Consider the following 16,837-nt stretch of genomic DNA (forward strand, 5'->3'; position numbering starts at 1 on the left):
GATTGGATATAATGTTTACACATCTTTTCTCAACCTCCGTTGTTTGTGGATATTCAGCTTTATCTATCGCATTAGTCGCAATAGTATCTACCATAACTTGAGTCGCTTCTGGCTCCATATAGGTTTGGACGAATGTTGCTAAGTTATACCTTGGATTTCCATCATGCATCATCTCATCTGCTACCAATCGGTATGCTATACTAGGATTTACCGACTCTTCATTTATAGTTTCCCTTGGTAATATATGATCTGATTCATAACTTCCAAATAAAGGCGTTGTTGAATTATCTGGAGCAAACATATACTCCTTCTCTTTCTCTTTTCCAATTTTTCTTCCATGTAACATAAAAAACCTCCTTCAATTTTAAAATCCATATAATTTACTATCTTAGATTTAAAACTCTGAAAATTTATTCGATTGAAATTGGAAAAATCCTTTTATTTTTGTTTTTTATACATTAAAGTAATAAAAAAAAAGCACTTATGTGCTTTTAAAATCAAAAACTATATTGGAGCGGGAGACGAGGGTCGAACTCGCGACATTCAGCTTGGAAGGCTGACGCTCTACCAACTGAGCTACTCCCGCTAACATCTTGAAGAATTCCTCAAGACGTACAAATTATACTATAACATTTACCATCTGTCAATATTTTTTTTTATTTTGTATTAATTTTTTATTCTAAACCTATTATCACGAATATCATAGGTTACAAATCCTATTTTTCTCATTAAAACTTTATCATGACTCACTAATATAACTGCCCCTGGGTAGTCTAAAAGCATATTGGCTATAGCTGTTCTTGAATAATCATCCATATAAGTCGATGGCTCATCTATTATTAATAAATCTGTTTCCATCAGAGTATTTGTAAAAATTTCTAATCTTTTTTTCTCCCCTCCGGACAACATAAATATTCTTTTATCTCTAAATTCTAACTCATTGTTATAAAGATTATCTATTGCAGCTTCTATAAATTCTTCGGAAAGACCAGTTTTATCTTTCAAATAGTCTTTAATGTATATATTTTCATTTTCAAAAACTGTCTCTTGCTCTATAAATGCAATTGTTGCCTTCTCATTTACAAAAATTTCTCCCGAAGTTGGTTCATCTAATCCAGCTATTATTCTTAATAATGTTGATTTTCCAGAACCATTTTCTCCTACAATACAAATTTTTGTATCTCTATCCACCACTAAATTTGCATCTTTGTACAATACCTTATCTGGATACTCTTTCATTACATTTTTTAAAACAACAATTGGTCCTTCAAACTCCTTTTTCTCAGTTATCATTATCTCTTCTGGAGCCTCTATATAACTATATTTATATTCCGGCGAAAATTTAATTCTTTCTCTTTGTAACCTCTCTAACTCTTTTCTCATTCTTCTCAAAATCACAGCATGGGCATGTTTATTATTGCATCTTTCCAATAATTTTAATTTTTTTTCAATAGCCTCCTGAGTTTCCTCTATTATTTCTTCAGTTTCTTTATTTTTTCTTTTATCCTCTGCTACTCTAATTTTTTTCTCTCTCAAATAAGTTGGATAGTCGTAATCATAAATTTCGACTCTATTATTATCAATATCGAAAATTCTCGTAGCAAAACTTCTTATAAAATCTACATTATGCGATATTACTAAAAACGCTTTTGAACTATTCTTAATATAACTTGTTAACCATGCTGTTTTCTTTTTATCAAAGAAGGAAAGTGGTTCATCTAGAATTATTAAATCTGAGTTACTAAACAAAGTTATAGCTAGTCTTATATACTGTCTTTCTCCTCCACTCAACTCTCTAAATTTTTTATTTAACTTGTCATTCAGTCCAAAAGTATCTATAAATTCAGATTGAATATGAATGTATGAGTACCCTCCTAAACTTTCAAATTCATCAGATAATTTTGAATATTTCTCCATTGTTTTTTCATCATTATCCATATCACCTGTAAACTCTGTTGAAACTACATCTAATTCTGCTTGAATGCTCATTACTTTTTCAAAAGGTGAATTTAATAAATCTTGAACTCTACTGTCTAAATCAACTCTTCCAAATTGATCAAAACAGGATATTATAGCTCCCTCCTCTTTACTTACAGTTCCTCTGTCTGGGGTTTCTGCTCCAGATACAAGTTTTATTAAAGTTGATTTACCTGTTCCATTATTTCCAACAATAGCTATTTTATCTCCACTGTTTATTTCTAAATTAATATGTTTATATAAATTTTGTGAAAAAAATGATTTTGATACATTTTTTAACTCTACTATATTCATTTTACTCTCCTATTATCTACTAAATTTAATGTACTATTATACCATGTTTTATACTTTTTAGCAATATTACCTTTGATAAATAGGAAAAGTGTTCTTCTTAATTTTAGATATTTGATTCTATTGTATAGCTAAATGAATATCCTTTATTGCTTGGAATCAAATATTCCTCATGTGTTGGAGCACCCCACGAATCATCTCCTCCAACTCCCATCTGTATTTTATTTATATTTAAAGCCGTACAATGAGATTTAGGTAGTTCATAGTGATGCTGTGCACTTTCTATCTCACCAATTGTGTAAGGTAAAGCACTAAATTCAAATGGTTCCTCACTTGCAATTTTTATTCCTACACCTATCTTATCTGTTATCTCTAACCACCTAGTCCCTATCCTATTTCCACACTCTTGCGGGATGACATACTCACTCATGTTTTTATTTACATCTGTTTCAAATATTCCGAGCCTAGCCCCATGGACCCTGTCTATATAGTTTTCTTCTGGTCCCATTCCATACCACTTTACCTCACTATAATCTTTTGGAATCTTATAACTCATTCCAAATAATGGCATATCTGATAATCCCTCTATTCCACCATATTCCATGCTCACCTTTAGCTTTCCATTTCCAAAACCTTCATATATCAACTCACACATTGAAATCGGATTTGTTGGTAGCTCATACTTGGCTCTTATCTCCACTGAGTTTTTCTTTTCAACACCTTTTACATCTAGCATTTTCGCATACATTGATGCAAGTTTCCACTGAGCATATCTAAACGTCATTTTATTTCCTTTATCGTTATCTGTTGGAGCTCTCCAAAAGTTTGGCATAACAATGCCATCTAAAAACTCTTTTCCTCCAAATTTTAATGAAATCAATCCTCCATAAACTTTCGAAAATATTAATTCCATTTTTCCAGTTTTTATTCCCAGATTAAAATCGCCATCTATAAAAGTTGCTTTTCCTTCTGATTCTTCAATTAATCTCTCTCCAACTATATATATTTTTTGTCCAAAACAAATTTCATGTCCTTTTGAAGCATAAAACCTATCCTCTTTTAAATTTAAAGACACTTCTACCACATACTCTCCACTCTCTTTTATCTCGGGTACATTCAATTTGAAAGATTTTTCTGATAGAGGTTTCACATCACACTCTAAAATTTCTTCAAATATTTTAACTCCATTTTTTAATAATTTTATTTTTACATCATACTCAGAACAGTTTGTAAATAAACTTCCATTTGATATAGTAAATGATTTTTTTTCTACATCTATTTTATAATCTGAAAAAAGTTGTTTAATTTCTTGAACTTTAGGAGAAATTTTTCTATTTCCATAAACAATCCCATTTATGCAAAAGTTGTAGTCAGTCGGTCTATCCCCAAAATCTCCGCCAAAAGCTAAATACTCTTTACCAAAAGAATCTTTTTTCATCAACGATTGGTCTATATAATCCCATATAAACCCTCCCTGATACATCGAATATTTTTTTTCTAACTCTACATACTTATGCAATCCGCCATTAGAGTTTCCCATAGCATGAGAATACTCACACAATATAAATGGTTTTTCAGGAGTTTCTTGTAAATACTTCTCTATTTCATGAACTTTTGCATACATTCTACTTTCCATATCTGAAGTTTTATCATATCTTCTATCCCAAAATATTCCTTCATAATGAATAACTCTCGTATTGTCTAAATTTCTCAAAAATTCAGACATTTTAAATAGATTCTCTCCCCCAAAAGATTCATTTCCACAAGACCATATTATTATAGAAGGGTAGTTTTTATCTCTTTCAAACATAGATTTTGCTCTATCTATTATATTTTCTAACCACTCTGGATTATTATTTGGTATAACTTTTTCAGAATAAGGTTGTCCTAAAATTTGCCAAGTTCCATGAGTTTCTACATTAACTTCATCAATTACGTATAAACCATGCTCATCACATAATTCATACCATCTCGTTTGGTTTGGATAGTGCGAAGTTCTGACAGCATTAAAATTATTAGCTTTTAAAAATTTTATATCCCAAATCATATCCGCTTCCGTTATCGCCCGTCCTCTATAACAGTTAAATTCATGCCTATTTATTCCCTTAAATACTATACGTTCTCCATTTATTTTCATAATTTTATCTGAAATTTCAAATTTTCTAAATCCAAATTTTTGATAACACTCTTCTATCAGTTTTCCACTTTCACTATCTATAATTGTAACTTTAATGTCATAAAGATTTGGTTTTTCTGCACTCCATAATTTTGGATTTTGAAATTTTTCAGATATAGCTATCTTTAATTCTCTATCAACTTTTATATTTTTTTCCTCCACCTTTAAGATACTATCTGTTTTATATAAAAGTTCCATCTGAATAGCCACTACTGCTTCTTTATAACTCTGAATTTTCAAAATATTTTTTACAGTAGCGTTTTTAAAATTATTTGTCAAATCTGAAGTTATAAACATATCTTTTATATGTACATCTGGAACCGAATAAAGATACACATCTCTAAAAATACCTGATAATCTCCAAAAATCTTGATCCTCTAACCAACTTCCACTACACCATTTATAAACTTTTACCACTATCTCATTATTCGTGTTTTTTAAATATTTCGTTAAATCAAACTCACTCGGTGTGAAACTATCCTCACTGTATCCTACAAACTTCCCATTGCAGTACAGTTCTAAAGATGATTCAACCCCTTGAAAAGATATGTATACCGATCTTTCTTTCCAATCTTTTGGTATTTCGATATTTTTTTTGTATATCCCAAAAGGATTGAATTCTTTTGGGATCTCCCCCGGTTCCAAGTTTTCTCTTCCATCCCAAGGATACATTGTATTAACATATTGTGGTTCCCCATATCCTTGTAACTCCATATGACCTGGTACTTGAATTTTTGTCCAATTGGATGTATTGCAATATGAAAAATCCCAAATTCCATTCAAACATTTTCTCCACTCTATATTTAATCCTGCATATCTATGATTTGAATGTGGACTTAACCTATTTATTTTAAAAACTCTTGGATTATTTAAATTATCCATAAATCCCTCCCGTATCAATTAAGTTACTAATATATAATCACAATTTAAACAATATAGCAATTAACACTCCAAACTTCTCCAACTCTTTATTAACTAATTAAAAAAAGTTTTTTTATTTATTTTATTTCGTAAAACAAACTGTTGTGTTAAAATATTTACAATACAATATATAAGGGTGAAACCATGAAATATGATATAAAAATTTCTAAAAAAAATATAAAAAATATTATTCTCAAAGTTAAATCCGACGGAACTGTCACACTCTCCGTTCCCAAGAGAACTCCTAAGGCTTTTATTGAATCTTTTCTAAAGTCCAAAAATGAATGGATTTTAAAAAATCTTGAAAAAGTTACAAAAAATTCGACTAAATTAGTTGACAAATCATATAAAAATGGAGACAATATAGAGTATCTTGGTAAAATTTATACTTTAGAAATTTTTAAAAGTTCTTACAACAACATTGAAATTGTAGATAATTTTTTTAGAGTATTTACTAATAAAGATATCAACGAAAAAAATATTGAAACTCTCATTTATAACTGGTATAAAAAAAACGCTTTAAAAATCTTTGAAGTATCTTTAAATAAATATAGTGACCTTATTGGCGAAAAGTTCTCTAGTTTTAAAATTCGTAAAATGAAAAGACGTTGGGGCTCTTGTAGGTTTGTTACAAAAATAATTACACTAAATATTGAACTAATAAAAAAACCTATTGAATGTATCGATTATGTAGCTTTTCACGAAGTAGCACACTTAAGATACCCTCACCATCAAAAAGAATTTTGGAACTTTATATCACTTTATATGCCTGATTGGAAGGTTCGAAAAGAAAGGTTGGATAAAATATGATAAAAAAATATAACGGAGAGGATGGATTCAGATATTACGTAAAAAAGATTGAACTCTTCTCCACTAAAAGTGTCGTAGCTATTGGTATCGGAGCTGCTCTTTATAGCGTTCTATCCGGTGTTGCTATTCCTGTTGGTCCAAATACATCATTTAGAATAGCTGTCGCTCTTCTTACAATTTTTGGAGCTATTTTTGGCCCATTGGTTGGATTTTTTGTAGGCTTTGTTGGACACGCTTTAAACGATATGATTATGTGGGGGAGTGTTTGGTTCAGTTGGGTTTTTTTATCCGCTGTAATTGGATTATTTGGTGGATTAATTGCCTTAGATAAAAATTTTTCTCTAGAAACTGGTCATGTTACTAAAATTCACATATTCAAAATGTATATTTATGCTATTTTGGGAATGATCTTTGCGGGGCTAGCTGCATATGTTGGAGATGTCTATTTCTATGGTGAACCTGCTCAAAAAGTTTGGATTCAAATTGCATTGGCTACTTTGACTAACTTTGTAGTTACCGCAACTTTGGGGATTCCTATTGTTCTTGGAATTGCAGCTAGAAAAAGAAAATACTCAAATTTAAAAATAGAAGATTAATTATAAGTAAAGGAGTACAGATGAATAACATAGTAGAATTTAATGATTTTACTTTTAAATATATCAATCAATTAGAACCCACTTTAAAAAATGTTAATTTAAACATAAAAAAAGGTGAAAAAGTTCTGATTGCTGGTCCCAGTGGTAGTGGAAAATCTACTTTGGGAAGCTGTTTAAATGGTATTGTTCCTTTCTCAAAAGAGGGCGGATTTAAAGGAACTTTGACTATTAAAAATATTGAACCTTATGAAAGCAGTATTTTTGAGATTAGTAAGCTTGTTGGAACAGTTTTACAGGATCAAGATGGACAATTTATTGGTTTAAGTGTTGGAGAAGATGTTTCTTTTATTGATGAAAATAGTCTTGTTCCCCAATCTGTTATGATTAAAAATACTGAAGTTGCACTAAAAGAAGTTGGAATGGAAAATTTTATTAACCATAGCCCTCAAGAACTTTCTGGAGGACAAAAACAATCCATATCTCTTGCTGGGATAATGAGAAGTTCTGCTGAAATACTTCTTTTTGATGAACCTCTAGCTAATCTAGATCCATATAGTGGGAAACACGCTATGAAGCTAATTTGCGATATTCAAGAAAAAACAGGAAAAACCATTATAGTTATCGAGCATAGAATCGAAGATGTTTTAGAACAAAAATTTGATAGAGTAATTATTTTAAATAAAGGTGAAGTCGTAGCTAATGGAACTCCTGAAGAATTATTTAGACAAGATTTATTTAGGCGATATGGTTTGAGGGAACCTCTTTATATCGAAGCTTTAAAATATTCTGGTGTAAATTTAAAAAAAGACTCCATATATCCTATATCTAAAATTGGAACTGAAAGCAATATATTAAAAGTTAAAACTTGGTGTGATTCAATTGAACTAAAAGAGAAGCAATTTAAAGAAAATATTCTAAGTGTTCAAAATCTTTCATTTTCCTATGATGAAAATAAAATAATTTTAAAAGATGTAAATTTTTCTCTTAATAGAGGTGAAATTCTTGCTCTTTTAGGAAATAATGGAGCTGGTAAATCGACTCTTTGTAAAGTCATAACAGGAATCGAAAAAGAATCTTCTGGAGATATTATTTTACTCGGAAAAAGTATCATAAAAAATAGCATTAAAAAACGTGGAGAAAAAATTGGATTTGTTATGCAAAATCCAAATCATATGATTACACAAGAAACTCTTTTAGAAGAGGTTCAATTTGGTTTAAAAATAAGAGGAATTAAAAATTTTACCGAAAAGGCTGAAAAAGCTTTAGAAATATGTGGATTATATGAGTTTAGACATTGGCCTGTGACATCTTTAAGTTATGGTCAAAAGAAAAGACTTACTATAGCTGCTATCTTAGCTCTTGAACCTGAGGTTTTAATTTTAGATGAACCAACAGCAGGACAAGATTACAAAAGATATAAAGAGTTTATGAACTTTATTAAAGATATTGCCAATAAAGGTATTGGAATCATCCTAATAACTCATGATATGCATTTAGCTCTTGAGTACGCTAATCGAGCTATCGTCCTTTGCAATGGAACAATTGTTGCAAATAACTCTCCATCTATCATATTAGGAGAAAAAGAACTGATGAAGAAATCCAATTTAAAGGAAACTTCTTTGTCTAAAATGGCAGAAATTATGAATTTAGACCCTGAGATTCTTATGAATTCTTTCATTAGTTTCGAAAATCAAGGAGGGATGAAATAATGTCAAGAGCTGATACTTTATACATTGACAAAAATTCTCCAATACATGAAATTGATGGAAGTATCAAATTTTTATTATTACTTATTTGGACTGCATCAGTATTTTTATTTAATGATTTTAGAGTATTTTTAGCTTTTTTTATTGTCGGAATGGGATTGCTCTACATTGCTAAAATTCCATTCAAATCAATAAAACCTTTATTTATATTTATTGTTATGTTTACTATTATGAACTCTTTATTTTTAATAGTTATAACTCCTGAATATGGAGCAACTTTAACAGGGACTAATACCCCTATTTTAACAATAGAAAGAGTATCTCTTTCTGCTGAAACAATTTGGTTCGCACTCACTTTATCAATGAAATACTTGGCTATTTTTCCTATAATGATGTTATTTATATTCACAACTCATCCGAGTAAATTTGCAAGTAGCTTAAATAAAATAGGTGTCTCCTATAAGGTAGCTTATGCAATTAATATAGCACTTAGATATATTCCAGATGTGAGAGATGAATTTAAAAATATAATGTACGCTCAAGAAGCAAGAGGAGTAGCTTTTAGAAAAGGAGATGCCAATATTATCACACGATTAAAAAATTATAATACCATCCTATTTCCATTAGTTCTTTCTTCATTAAATAGAGTTGAAGTTATTTCTAATGCAATGGACTTAAGAGGATTTGGTCATAAAAGTAAGAGAACTTGGTACAGCTCTCAAAAATACTCTTCTATTGATTTTATTACATTTATATTGATGTTACTAATGTTAATTGTATCAATCTACTTAAAAATATATGTACTTAAGGGGTTTTGGTATCCTTTTAATTAGTTTCTTTTAAACCTCTTTAAATTAAAGAGGTTTTTTGCCTTTTTTAGCATACCATATCATACTAAAATAGATACTGGAGGTTTAAATGTCTAGAGATTTTTTTAAAATTATTAAAACGCATAGATGCTTATTTTTCTCTGTTTTTATTACAGGTCTATCTTTTACTGCTTACTTATATTTTACTACTCCTGTTACCTATTCTGCTAAAGCATTATTTCGTTATATTGAACCTGAGGGAGCAACAAAAGTTACCAAAATCGATATAAATGAAACTGTAACTTATGAAAGTATTACTCCCGGCAACAGTGGACTTTATATTCCAGGTCTTATCAATAGTGATTCTTTAAAAATATCTTTCAATGGAGGAAATGGAATGTATACAGTCACAAGTGAGTCCACTTCTCCTATTTTTCCGATTGAGGAAGTTAATAAATTTTTAGATTTAATTATTAGAACAAATACAAATTTTTTAAATGAAAAGCTTCGCTACTCCACTTCAAAAGATGAAATTAATAAATTTAAAAATTTATTGGAAAATCCTGCAAAATCTTTCCCTACAATTATTAGGGCAAAATCAGTGGAGACTATTGATAATCGATATTTGATTTTATTTTTTGGTATTATTTTTTCTTTCTTTACCTCCTTAACTGTAGCTATTTTTAAAGAAAGAGTTGATGAGGCATGATTATCGTTCTTAGTATTTTTAGTATCTTTCTATTTTACACGGTATTTTTTACCGAAGACCCTTATGAAAAATTCTTATTAATTATTCCAGTATTCTTATTATCTATATATACTGGCACTAGAATGGATGTAGGAGGATACGATTATCATGTCTATAAATATTTCTATGAGCTCCCATACTATCAGAACCCTTATAAATATGAATATTTTTTCGTACTACTTAGAAATTTTTCAAAATTTCTTGGCTTAAACTATAATTTTTTTCTTCTTTTTTTGAGCTTTGTATTTAATTTTATTATTTATAAACTCTTTATATCTTACAGTAAATATCCAACATTTTCTTTCCTTATATATTTATGTACTTTCTATTATTGGCATAATTTTACTATTATTAGAAACTTTATTGCCATTGTCATTTTTTGGATAAGTTTAAAATATATTATTGAAAGAAAATTAATTCTGTATATTTTATTGATAACTTTAGCTTGTTTTTTCCATAAAACGGCAGTTATTTTATACCCTTTTTATTTTTTATTGAATAACCAATTTACAAAAAAATCTTTGAGTTTGCTTTTAGTTTTCGCTTTTGTTATTAACCCACTAACTTTTATTATTTTCAAAGCTAACATATCCTTTCTAGGGTTAAGTGAACGCCTAAATAGATACATTCATATTGTCGAACATGGAAATCCTTATGAACTATTAGAACTATTAATTTTAGTTTTTGTATTATTATTTTATTTAAAAAATAGTACCAAGAGAGAAAATGTTATTTTAAGTTTGAATATTTTTGCACTTTTTATTTTTATTGCCTTTTATAGATTTGCTATTTTTCTAAGAGTTTTGGATTATTTTAGACTAGGAGTTTTTATTGGAATTCCTTTTATTATTTCTAATATTTCAAACAAATATCTTAAATATCTATCTTTTATCTTACTCTGTAGTTACTTGACATTCAAATATTATGATACTGTTACAGCTTATGCTATATATAACTATAAAACTTGGTTAATTTAAAAAACTCGGAAAATTTCCGAGTTTTTTTCAACGTATTATGATTAAAATTTTGACTAACTATTTTCCTATTGCATTATTTATTGCTTCTAAAAATCCCTCAGAAGTATATGTAGCTCCTGCTACTGTATCCACTTGAGATGATTGCGCTTCTATAACTCTTTTTTTTAGCTGTTCAATCGCTGGATTTGAAATTCCGGGAGTGTCGCTATTTTCTTTCACTTCAATTGCTACAATCTTATCTCCGTTCATTGTCACTGCTACTTTTATATCATCTGCATATCCTAATCCGGTTCCCTCTTTTACTTCATTTCCAAAAGCTATCGCTGATAAAACTACTAATATTGACATTGCAAATTTTTTCATATAACCCACCCTCTCTAATAATTAATCTTACATGAATTATACTGTATACTACTATTTTGTGTCAATAAAAAAATACATTTAATCCCAATTTTAAGCATTTATTATAATATTTATTCTATTTTTTAAGCTATAATTTTTTCTAATCTTTCTACTGAAGTTTTATCATACTCTTTCATAACTCCTCTTGCGTATTTTCCAAGTGATAGAAGTGCTATTAGATTCGGTAATACCATCATTCCATTGAACATATCAGCTAATTCCCATACTAACTCAACCTTCATCATTGACCCAACTACAATCATTATCATTACTACTGCTCTATATACATTGACTGATTTTTTACTTTTAAAAATATATCTAACGTTTGCTTCTCCAAAAAAATACCATCCTACAATTGTTGAAAAAGCAAAGAACAATAAACAAGTAGCAATAAATATATCTCCAAAGGCTCCTAATGTTTTACTAAAAGCCCCTTGAGTCAAAATAATTCCTGATCCTGATGTCAATGAAACTTTTGATGTCAAAATTACGAGTGCCGTTCCTGTTAAAACTATAAAAGTATCTATAAATACAGTTATTACAGCAACAATCCCCTGCTCTCCCGGATGTGGAACCTTTGCTATAGCATGGGCGTGTGGTGTTGAACCCATTCCTGCTTCATTTGAAAATAAACCTCTTGCAACACCATATCTAACAGCCTGTTTTACTGTAACTCCCATAGCTCCCCCAAGTGCAGCTTGAGGATTTAAAGCTGAGTAAAAAATAGATGTTATTGCTGGAATTATCTCTTGATAATTTATTACTATTATTACAATACACGCTGCTATATATAATCCAGCCATAATTGGCACTACCTTTTCAGTCACAGATGCTATTCTTTTTATTCCTCCAAAGAAAACAAATCCTGCTAAGACTGATACAATAATTCCAACAAATGCCGGTGATACTCCAAAAGCTTTGTTAAAGGCTGCAGATATTGAATTTGCTTGGACTGCATTTCCCATAAGTCCTAAAGCTGATATACAAGCTACCGCAAAAAAATACGATAATCCTTTTGCAATTTTTTTATTCTTTATAGAGTTTTCAATATAATATGCTGGTCCTCCTGTTATTTGACCATCTACTCTTTTTTTGAAAACTTGTCCTAAAATTGCTTCTACATAGACTGTCGCCATACCAAAAAAGGCACTAGCCCACATCCAAAATATAGCTCCTGGTCCTCCCGAAGCGATTGCCGTTGCTGCTCCAGCTAAGTTTCCTGTTCCTACCTGAGCTGCTACTGCTGTAGCTAAAGCTTGAAATGACGACATACCATTTTTATCTGCTGCCTCTCCATTCAAATTTATTGATCCTGTTACATGTCTTACTCCCTCTCCAAACTTTCTAATTTGAATAAAATTTAATTTTAAAGTAAAATATATTCCTGTTCCCATCAATAAAATAATTAAAAAATTTCCCCATAAAAAACTATTGATACTCATTACAAAATCTTGCATTTTAATTTCCTCCTATTTTTTTAAATGCAAAATTGAATAAAAAAAGAAGGTATTTCAAAAAATACCTTCTGGAATTAAAAAAGAATTATACACAAAAAATAGCTCAATACTAAAAACTTTTATTGCATAATTCCTCTGTCCTTTTACCTGAGAGTTTAGTCCTAATATAAAATATATTTGGGTTTGCTCCTTCGGTGCTCATAGAGTCTCTCCAGAGGCTCGTCCAGTATAGGTCCTCAAGTTTTTCAACTAACCTGAAAGATTTACTTCTTCGGTGGCCAATTTGGCTCTCTCCCTATACCTTCATCCGATTTTCTATTCAATTTTTACTGCTGTATGATACCAATTGTAAAATGAAAATAAATTTTTGTCAATACTTTTTTTGAAGTTTTTATTTTATTTTTTTCAAAAGTAGATATGTTGCTCCTAACATTCCAGCATCATTACCTCTTTCTGCCATCTTTATTTCAAGAATATCCAAATAATTTTTCATAACTTTTTTTTCTAAACTTTTTTCAAAAATATTTTTTAAAAACTCTCCTTGTTTAGAGACTCCTCCACCAATTACAATAAGAGAGGGATTAAATATATATACCAATGTTGCCAATCCATCTGTGAAGTAATCTGCCCATTCATCAACAATCTCTTTATACTCCATACTGTTTTTATGAACTTCATCAAATATCTCTTTTCCATTTAATTTTTTACCTGTTTTTTCCTTAGCCAATCTTAAAAGTGCAGTAGTTGAAGCATAACCTTGATAACAGCCTTTTTTTCCACATCCACATTGGATTCCATTTTTAACAATTTGTATATGTCCAAACTCTGCCGCTACACTGTTCTCTCCTCTTAACAATTCTCCATTTAAAACTATTCCTCCACCAATCCCGGTCCCAATTGTTAGACATAAAAAATTTTCTTTTCCCTTAGCCGCTCCCATCCACATCTCACCTAAAGCAGCACAATTTACATCATTTTCTAAAACTGCTGGAATTTTATATCTCTCCTCCAATATTTCTACCAAATTCGTTCCTATCCAACCGGGAATCAGATTTGTTCCACCCACTACTTTTCCTATAGTTCCATCTATCTGCCCAGTGGCAGAAACAGCTATCCCTAATACCTTTTCATTTTTTAGTTCTTCAACTATTTTATAAATTTTTTCTAATAGTTGCTCTACACCTTTAGAAGCTTCAGTTAGTAAAGAAGAGGAGAATATTACTTCTCCTCTTAAACTAACTAAGCCATATTTTATTTCTGTTCCTCCAATATCTATGGCTATCACACTCATTAACTATCTCCTATAAAAACTTTCTTCCAATCTCTTTTGCTGTTTCTATTTTCTCCACTGACAATTTTTTCATTGGTAATCTGCAATATCCTACTGCGTCTACACCTTTTAATTTTAAGATTTCTTTTATCGTCTGGTAAATTCCATTTCCTAGAAGAGCCTCTATTATATTGTTTAAATACGTTTGTTTCTTTCTTGCAGTAACTAAATCCCCTGCTATTGTTGCGTCAAAAACTTCTCTAGCTATTTTCCCAGTTACATTGTATGTACTTCCTATCGCCCCATCTACACCCAATGCTACTGCTGGCAACAGCATCTCATCAAACCCTGCGTATAGTAGTTTATCTGGGAACGCTTCTCTAACTCTTTCTAAAAGATAGAAGTCTCCCGCTGTAAACTTAATACCAATAATTTTATCATGACAAAGCAGTTCTCCAAACTGTTGAACGTTCATATTAACTCCAGTTAAAAATGGAATTGAGTAGATTATCATATTATTATTAGTCTCATTTACTATTGTCATATAGTAATTTTTAATCTCTTCAAAATCAAATTTATAATAGAATGGTGTTACAGCAGACAGTGAATCATATCCTAATTCAGTTGCATACTTTCCTAACTCAACAGCCTCATATAAATTAATTGATCCAACTTGAGCAATTAACTTTACAGCATCTTTAGCTTCATCTTTTACAATTTCAAAAATTCTTTTTTTCATCTCTGTTGAAATCATAAAGTTTTCACCAGTACTTCCACCTACATATAATCCATCTACTTTCATTTCGTCAATATTATATCTTATAATATTTCTTGTTCCCTTTTCATCTAAGTTTCCATTTTCATCAAAAGAAATTAGTAATGCTGAATAAATACCTTTCATTTTTTCCTCCAAGTTTTTTATTTTAATAAGTTTAAGGCCCACTGATAAATTAGATCCTCTAGTCCATTGATGTTCTCGTGACCAAAATCTGGATAAATAATATGCTCCTTCTTGCTTTTTATATTATTATAAACTGCAAATTGTGTTGATGGCGGACAAACTTTATCCATTAATCCAGTTACCATTGTTACCTCTCCCTTTATATTTTCTGCAAAATTTTTTACATCTATATATCCTAATGTTTCAAAGAACTTATTTTCATTTTTATGTTGCGGGTCATACCATCTAAAAAAATCTTTCAATTCTTGATACGGACGTTCTCCTAAATCTAAATCCCAAACTCTTTTAAAATCTGATAAGTATGGATAAATTGAAAATATTTTAAATACTCTATCCTCAAGAGCTGCTGCTACTAAAGATATTGCTCCACCTTGAGAATAACCCAAAGTTGATACACGTGAACTATCAATACTTTTCATTTGAAAAATAATATCTAATAACCTCACTGCATCTAAATAAACTTTTCTATAGTAACTTTTTTTAGGTCCCTCTAACAATCCTCTCACTAAATTTCCAGTTCTAAAATACTCTTCACCGCTTTTTCCCATCTGATCTCTACAATCCATGGCAAAATAGGCAATTCCTGACGCTGGATATATCATTCTTCTAGACCAGTCTCCACCGTTTCCTCCATATCCATGGAACTCTACTATTGCTGGAACTGGCTTTGATATATTTTTAGGTACTAACATTTTTACATAAATTTTTTGATTATCTATTCCTCTAAATGTTAAATCATAACAATCACATAGTGGCGTTTGAAACTCTGCAGGAGTAATTACTACCCCTGCCTCAGTTTCTCTTAACTCATCTAATGATTCTTGCCAAAATTCAAACATATTTAAAGGAGTTGGATTGATTCCTCTATATTCTTTTAATTCATTTAATGGCAAATCAATATTTGGCATAATCTATCAAGCTCCTAGAATTAAATTTGGTACAAATAATACAATTTGTGGGAATATTGTCAATAAAACTAGTGTTAATACTATTGGTATCAACAGAGGTATCACGCCTCGGGTTATGGTACTGACTGGAATCTTTCCAACCCTAGATACAACAAATAAAGCCATTCCCATTGGAGGTGTCAATATTCCTATCATCAGGTTTAAAGTACTTAAAACTCCAAAGAACACTGGGTCTATTCCAAATTGAATTACCACTGGTATCAACATAGGAAGAACTAAAACTTGTAAAGCTAACGCTTCTATAAATGTTCCTAAAAAGATTAATAGTAAATTTATCATTACTAAAACCATTAGCGGAGATTTTCCAAATGTCAAAAATACTTCAGCTATTTTCATTGAAATTTGCTCTCTTGCTATAACTTGTCCAAAGAAAGTAACTCCCATAATCATTAAAACTGTTACACCACTTATCTTTATAGTTTCTATAACATCTTTCACAAACCCTTTTATAGTCAGTTCTTTATACACAAAGAATCCTAACCCCATTGAATAACAAGTGGCTATTACTGCCGCCTCAGTTGGTGTGAAATATCCTGAAAAGATTCCACCTATTATTATAAATGGTGTTAGTAGTGCCCAAAATGATTCTTTAAAAGATATTAATCTCTCTTGCATTGTAGCTTTAGGGGCTCTTTTATACCCTCTTTTCTTACAGATAAAGTAATTCATTATCATAAGAGCAAAAGTCAAAATTATTCCCGGAACAAACCCACCTAAAAATAGTCTTGCAATGGATTGATCCGCTATAACTCCATATATAATCATTGT

At 30.2% G+C, this 16,837-nt stretch carries 14 protein-coding genes, 1 tRNA gene, 1 pseudogene and 1 riboswitch; of the genes and pseudogenes, 6 read left to right on the top strand and 10 right to left on the bottom strand.

From position 1 onward, the window contains the following. The 4 genes and pseudogenes from ACWI69_RS10165 to ACWI69_RS10180 form a co-directional block, all read right to left on the bottom strand. Positions 1-346, bottom strand: a pseudogene (locus ACWI69_RS10165) (hypothetical protein); the annotation flags it as partial. Between the two features lie 164 nt (positions 347-510). Next, positions 511-586, bottom strand: a tRNA-Gly gene (locus ACWI69_RS10170). A gap of 80 nt (positions 587-666) precedes the next feature. Beyond that, positions 667-2,271, bottom strand: a complete 1,605-nt coding sequence (locus ACWI69_RS10175; RefSeq protein ID WP_448821725.1) for an ABC-F family ATP-binding cassette domain-containing protein — start codon at positions 2,269-2,271, stop codon at positions 667-669. A gap of 103 nt (positions 2,272-2,374) precedes the next feature. Then, positions 2,375-5,326, bottom strand: a complete 2,952-nt coding sequence (locus ACWI69_RS10180; RefSeq protein ID WP_448821726.1) for a glycoside hydrolase family 2 TIM barrel-domain containing protein — start codon at positions 5,324-5,326, stop codon at positions 2,375-2,377. A 183-nt stretch (positions 5,327-5,509) separates the two neighbouring features. Here ACWI69_RS10180 and ACWI69_RS10185 point away from each other — a divergent pair, with 183 nt between their 5' ends. From ACWI69_RS10185 to ACWI69_RS10210, 6 genes are all read left to right on the top strand, one after another. After that, positions 5,510-6,175: a M48 family metallopeptidase gene (locus ACWI69_RS10185; protein WP_448821727.1), complete on the top strand. Its 666-nt coding sequence runs from the start codon at positions 5,510-5,512 to the stop codon at positions 6,173-6,175. After that, positions 6,172-6,771, top strand: a complete 600-nt coding sequence (locus tag ACWI69_RS10190) for an ECF-type riboflavin transporter substrate-binding protein (protein ID WP_448821728.1) — start codon at positions 6,172-6,174, stop codon at positions 6,769-6,771. Before ACWI69_RS10185 ends, ACWI69_RS10190 begins: the two co-directional genes overlap by 4 nt. Positions 6,772-6,791: 20 nt before the next feature. Next, positions 6,792-8,480, top strand: a complete 1,689-nt coding sequence (locus tag ACWI69_RS10195; protein WP_448821729.1) for a DUF3744 domain-containing protein — start codon at positions 6,792-6,794, stop codon at positions 8,478-8,480. Continuing rightward, the gene (locus ACWI69_RS10200) at positions 8,480-9,310 is read left to right on the top strand and encodes an energy-coupling factor transporter transmembrane component T family protein (RefSeq protein WP_448821730.1); all 831 of its coding nucleotides are present in this window, start codon (positions 8,480-8,482) and stop codon (positions 9,308-9,310) included. Before ACWI69_RS10195 ends, ACWI69_RS10200 begins: the two co-directional genes overlap by 1 nt. Before the next feature lie 85 nt (positions 9,311-9,395). Further along, the gene (locus ACWI69_RS10205; protein ID WP_448821731.1) at positions 9,396-9,995 is read left to right on the top strand and encodes a hypothetical protein; all 600 of its coding nucleotides are present in this window, start codon (positions 9,396-9,398) and stop codon (positions 9,993-9,995) included. Then, a complete protein-coding gene (locus tag ACWI69_RS10210) occupies positions 9,992-11,011 on the top strand; it encodes an EpsG family protein (RefSeq protein WP_448821732.1) in 1,020 nt (339 codons plus the stop codon). Before ACWI69_RS10205 ends, ACWI69_RS10210 begins: the two co-directional genes overlap by 4 nt. 57 nt (positions 11,012-11,068) lie before the next feature. Here the strand turns inward: ACWI69_RS10210 and ACWI69_RS10215 are convergent, their stop codons facing one another. The 6 genes from ACWI69_RS10215 to ACWI69_RS10240 all read right to left on the bottom strand — a co-directional run. After that, complete coding sequence (locus ACWI69_RS10215) at positions 11,069-11,374, bottom strand: FMN-binding protein (protein ID WP_448821733.1); 306 nt, start codon at positions 11,372-11,374, stop codon at positions 11,069-11,071. A 122-nt stretch (positions 11,375-11,496) separates the two neighbouring features. Further along, positions 11,497-12,870: an alanine/glycine:cation symporter family protein gene (locus tag ACWI69_RS10220; RefSeq protein ID WP_448821734.1), complete on the bottom strand. Its 1,374-nt coding sequence runs from the start codon at positions 12,868-12,870 to the stop codon at positions 11,497-11,499. Between the two features lie 125 nt (positions 12,871-12,995). Then, positions 12,996-13,095: riboswitch (glycine riboswitch) on the bottom strand. Positions 13,096-13,261: 166 nt separating this feature from the next. Then, positions 13,262-14,161 carry an ROK family protein gene (locus ACWI69_RS10225; protein ID WP_448821735.1) on the bottom strand — a complete coding sequence of 300 codons (900 nt, stop codon included), beginning with the start codon at positions 14,159-14,161 and terminating at the stop codon, positions 13,262-13,264. Positions 14,162-14,171: 10 nt separating this feature from the next. Further along, positions 14,172-15,041: an N-acetylneuraminate lyase gene (locus tag ACWI69_RS10230; protein ID WP_448821736.1), complete on the bottom strand. Its 870-nt coding sequence runs from the start codon at positions 15,039-15,041 to the stop codon at positions 14,172-14,174. A gap of 17 nt (positions 15,042-15,058) precedes the next feature. Continuing rightward, on the bottom strand, positions 15,059-16,009 hold the full coding sequence (locus ACWI69_RS10235) for an acetylxylan esterase (RefSeq protein WP_448821737.1): 951 nt from the start codon (positions 16,007-16,009) through the stop codon (positions 15,059-15,061). 6 nt (positions 16,010-16,015) lie between these two features. Next, the coding region (locus ACWI69_RS10240) for a TRAP transporter large permease (RefSeq protein ID WP_448821738.1) at positions 16,016-16,837 on the bottom strand (822 nt) is incomplete at its 5' end.

This window comes from Cetobacterium sp. (assembly GCF_977044495.1).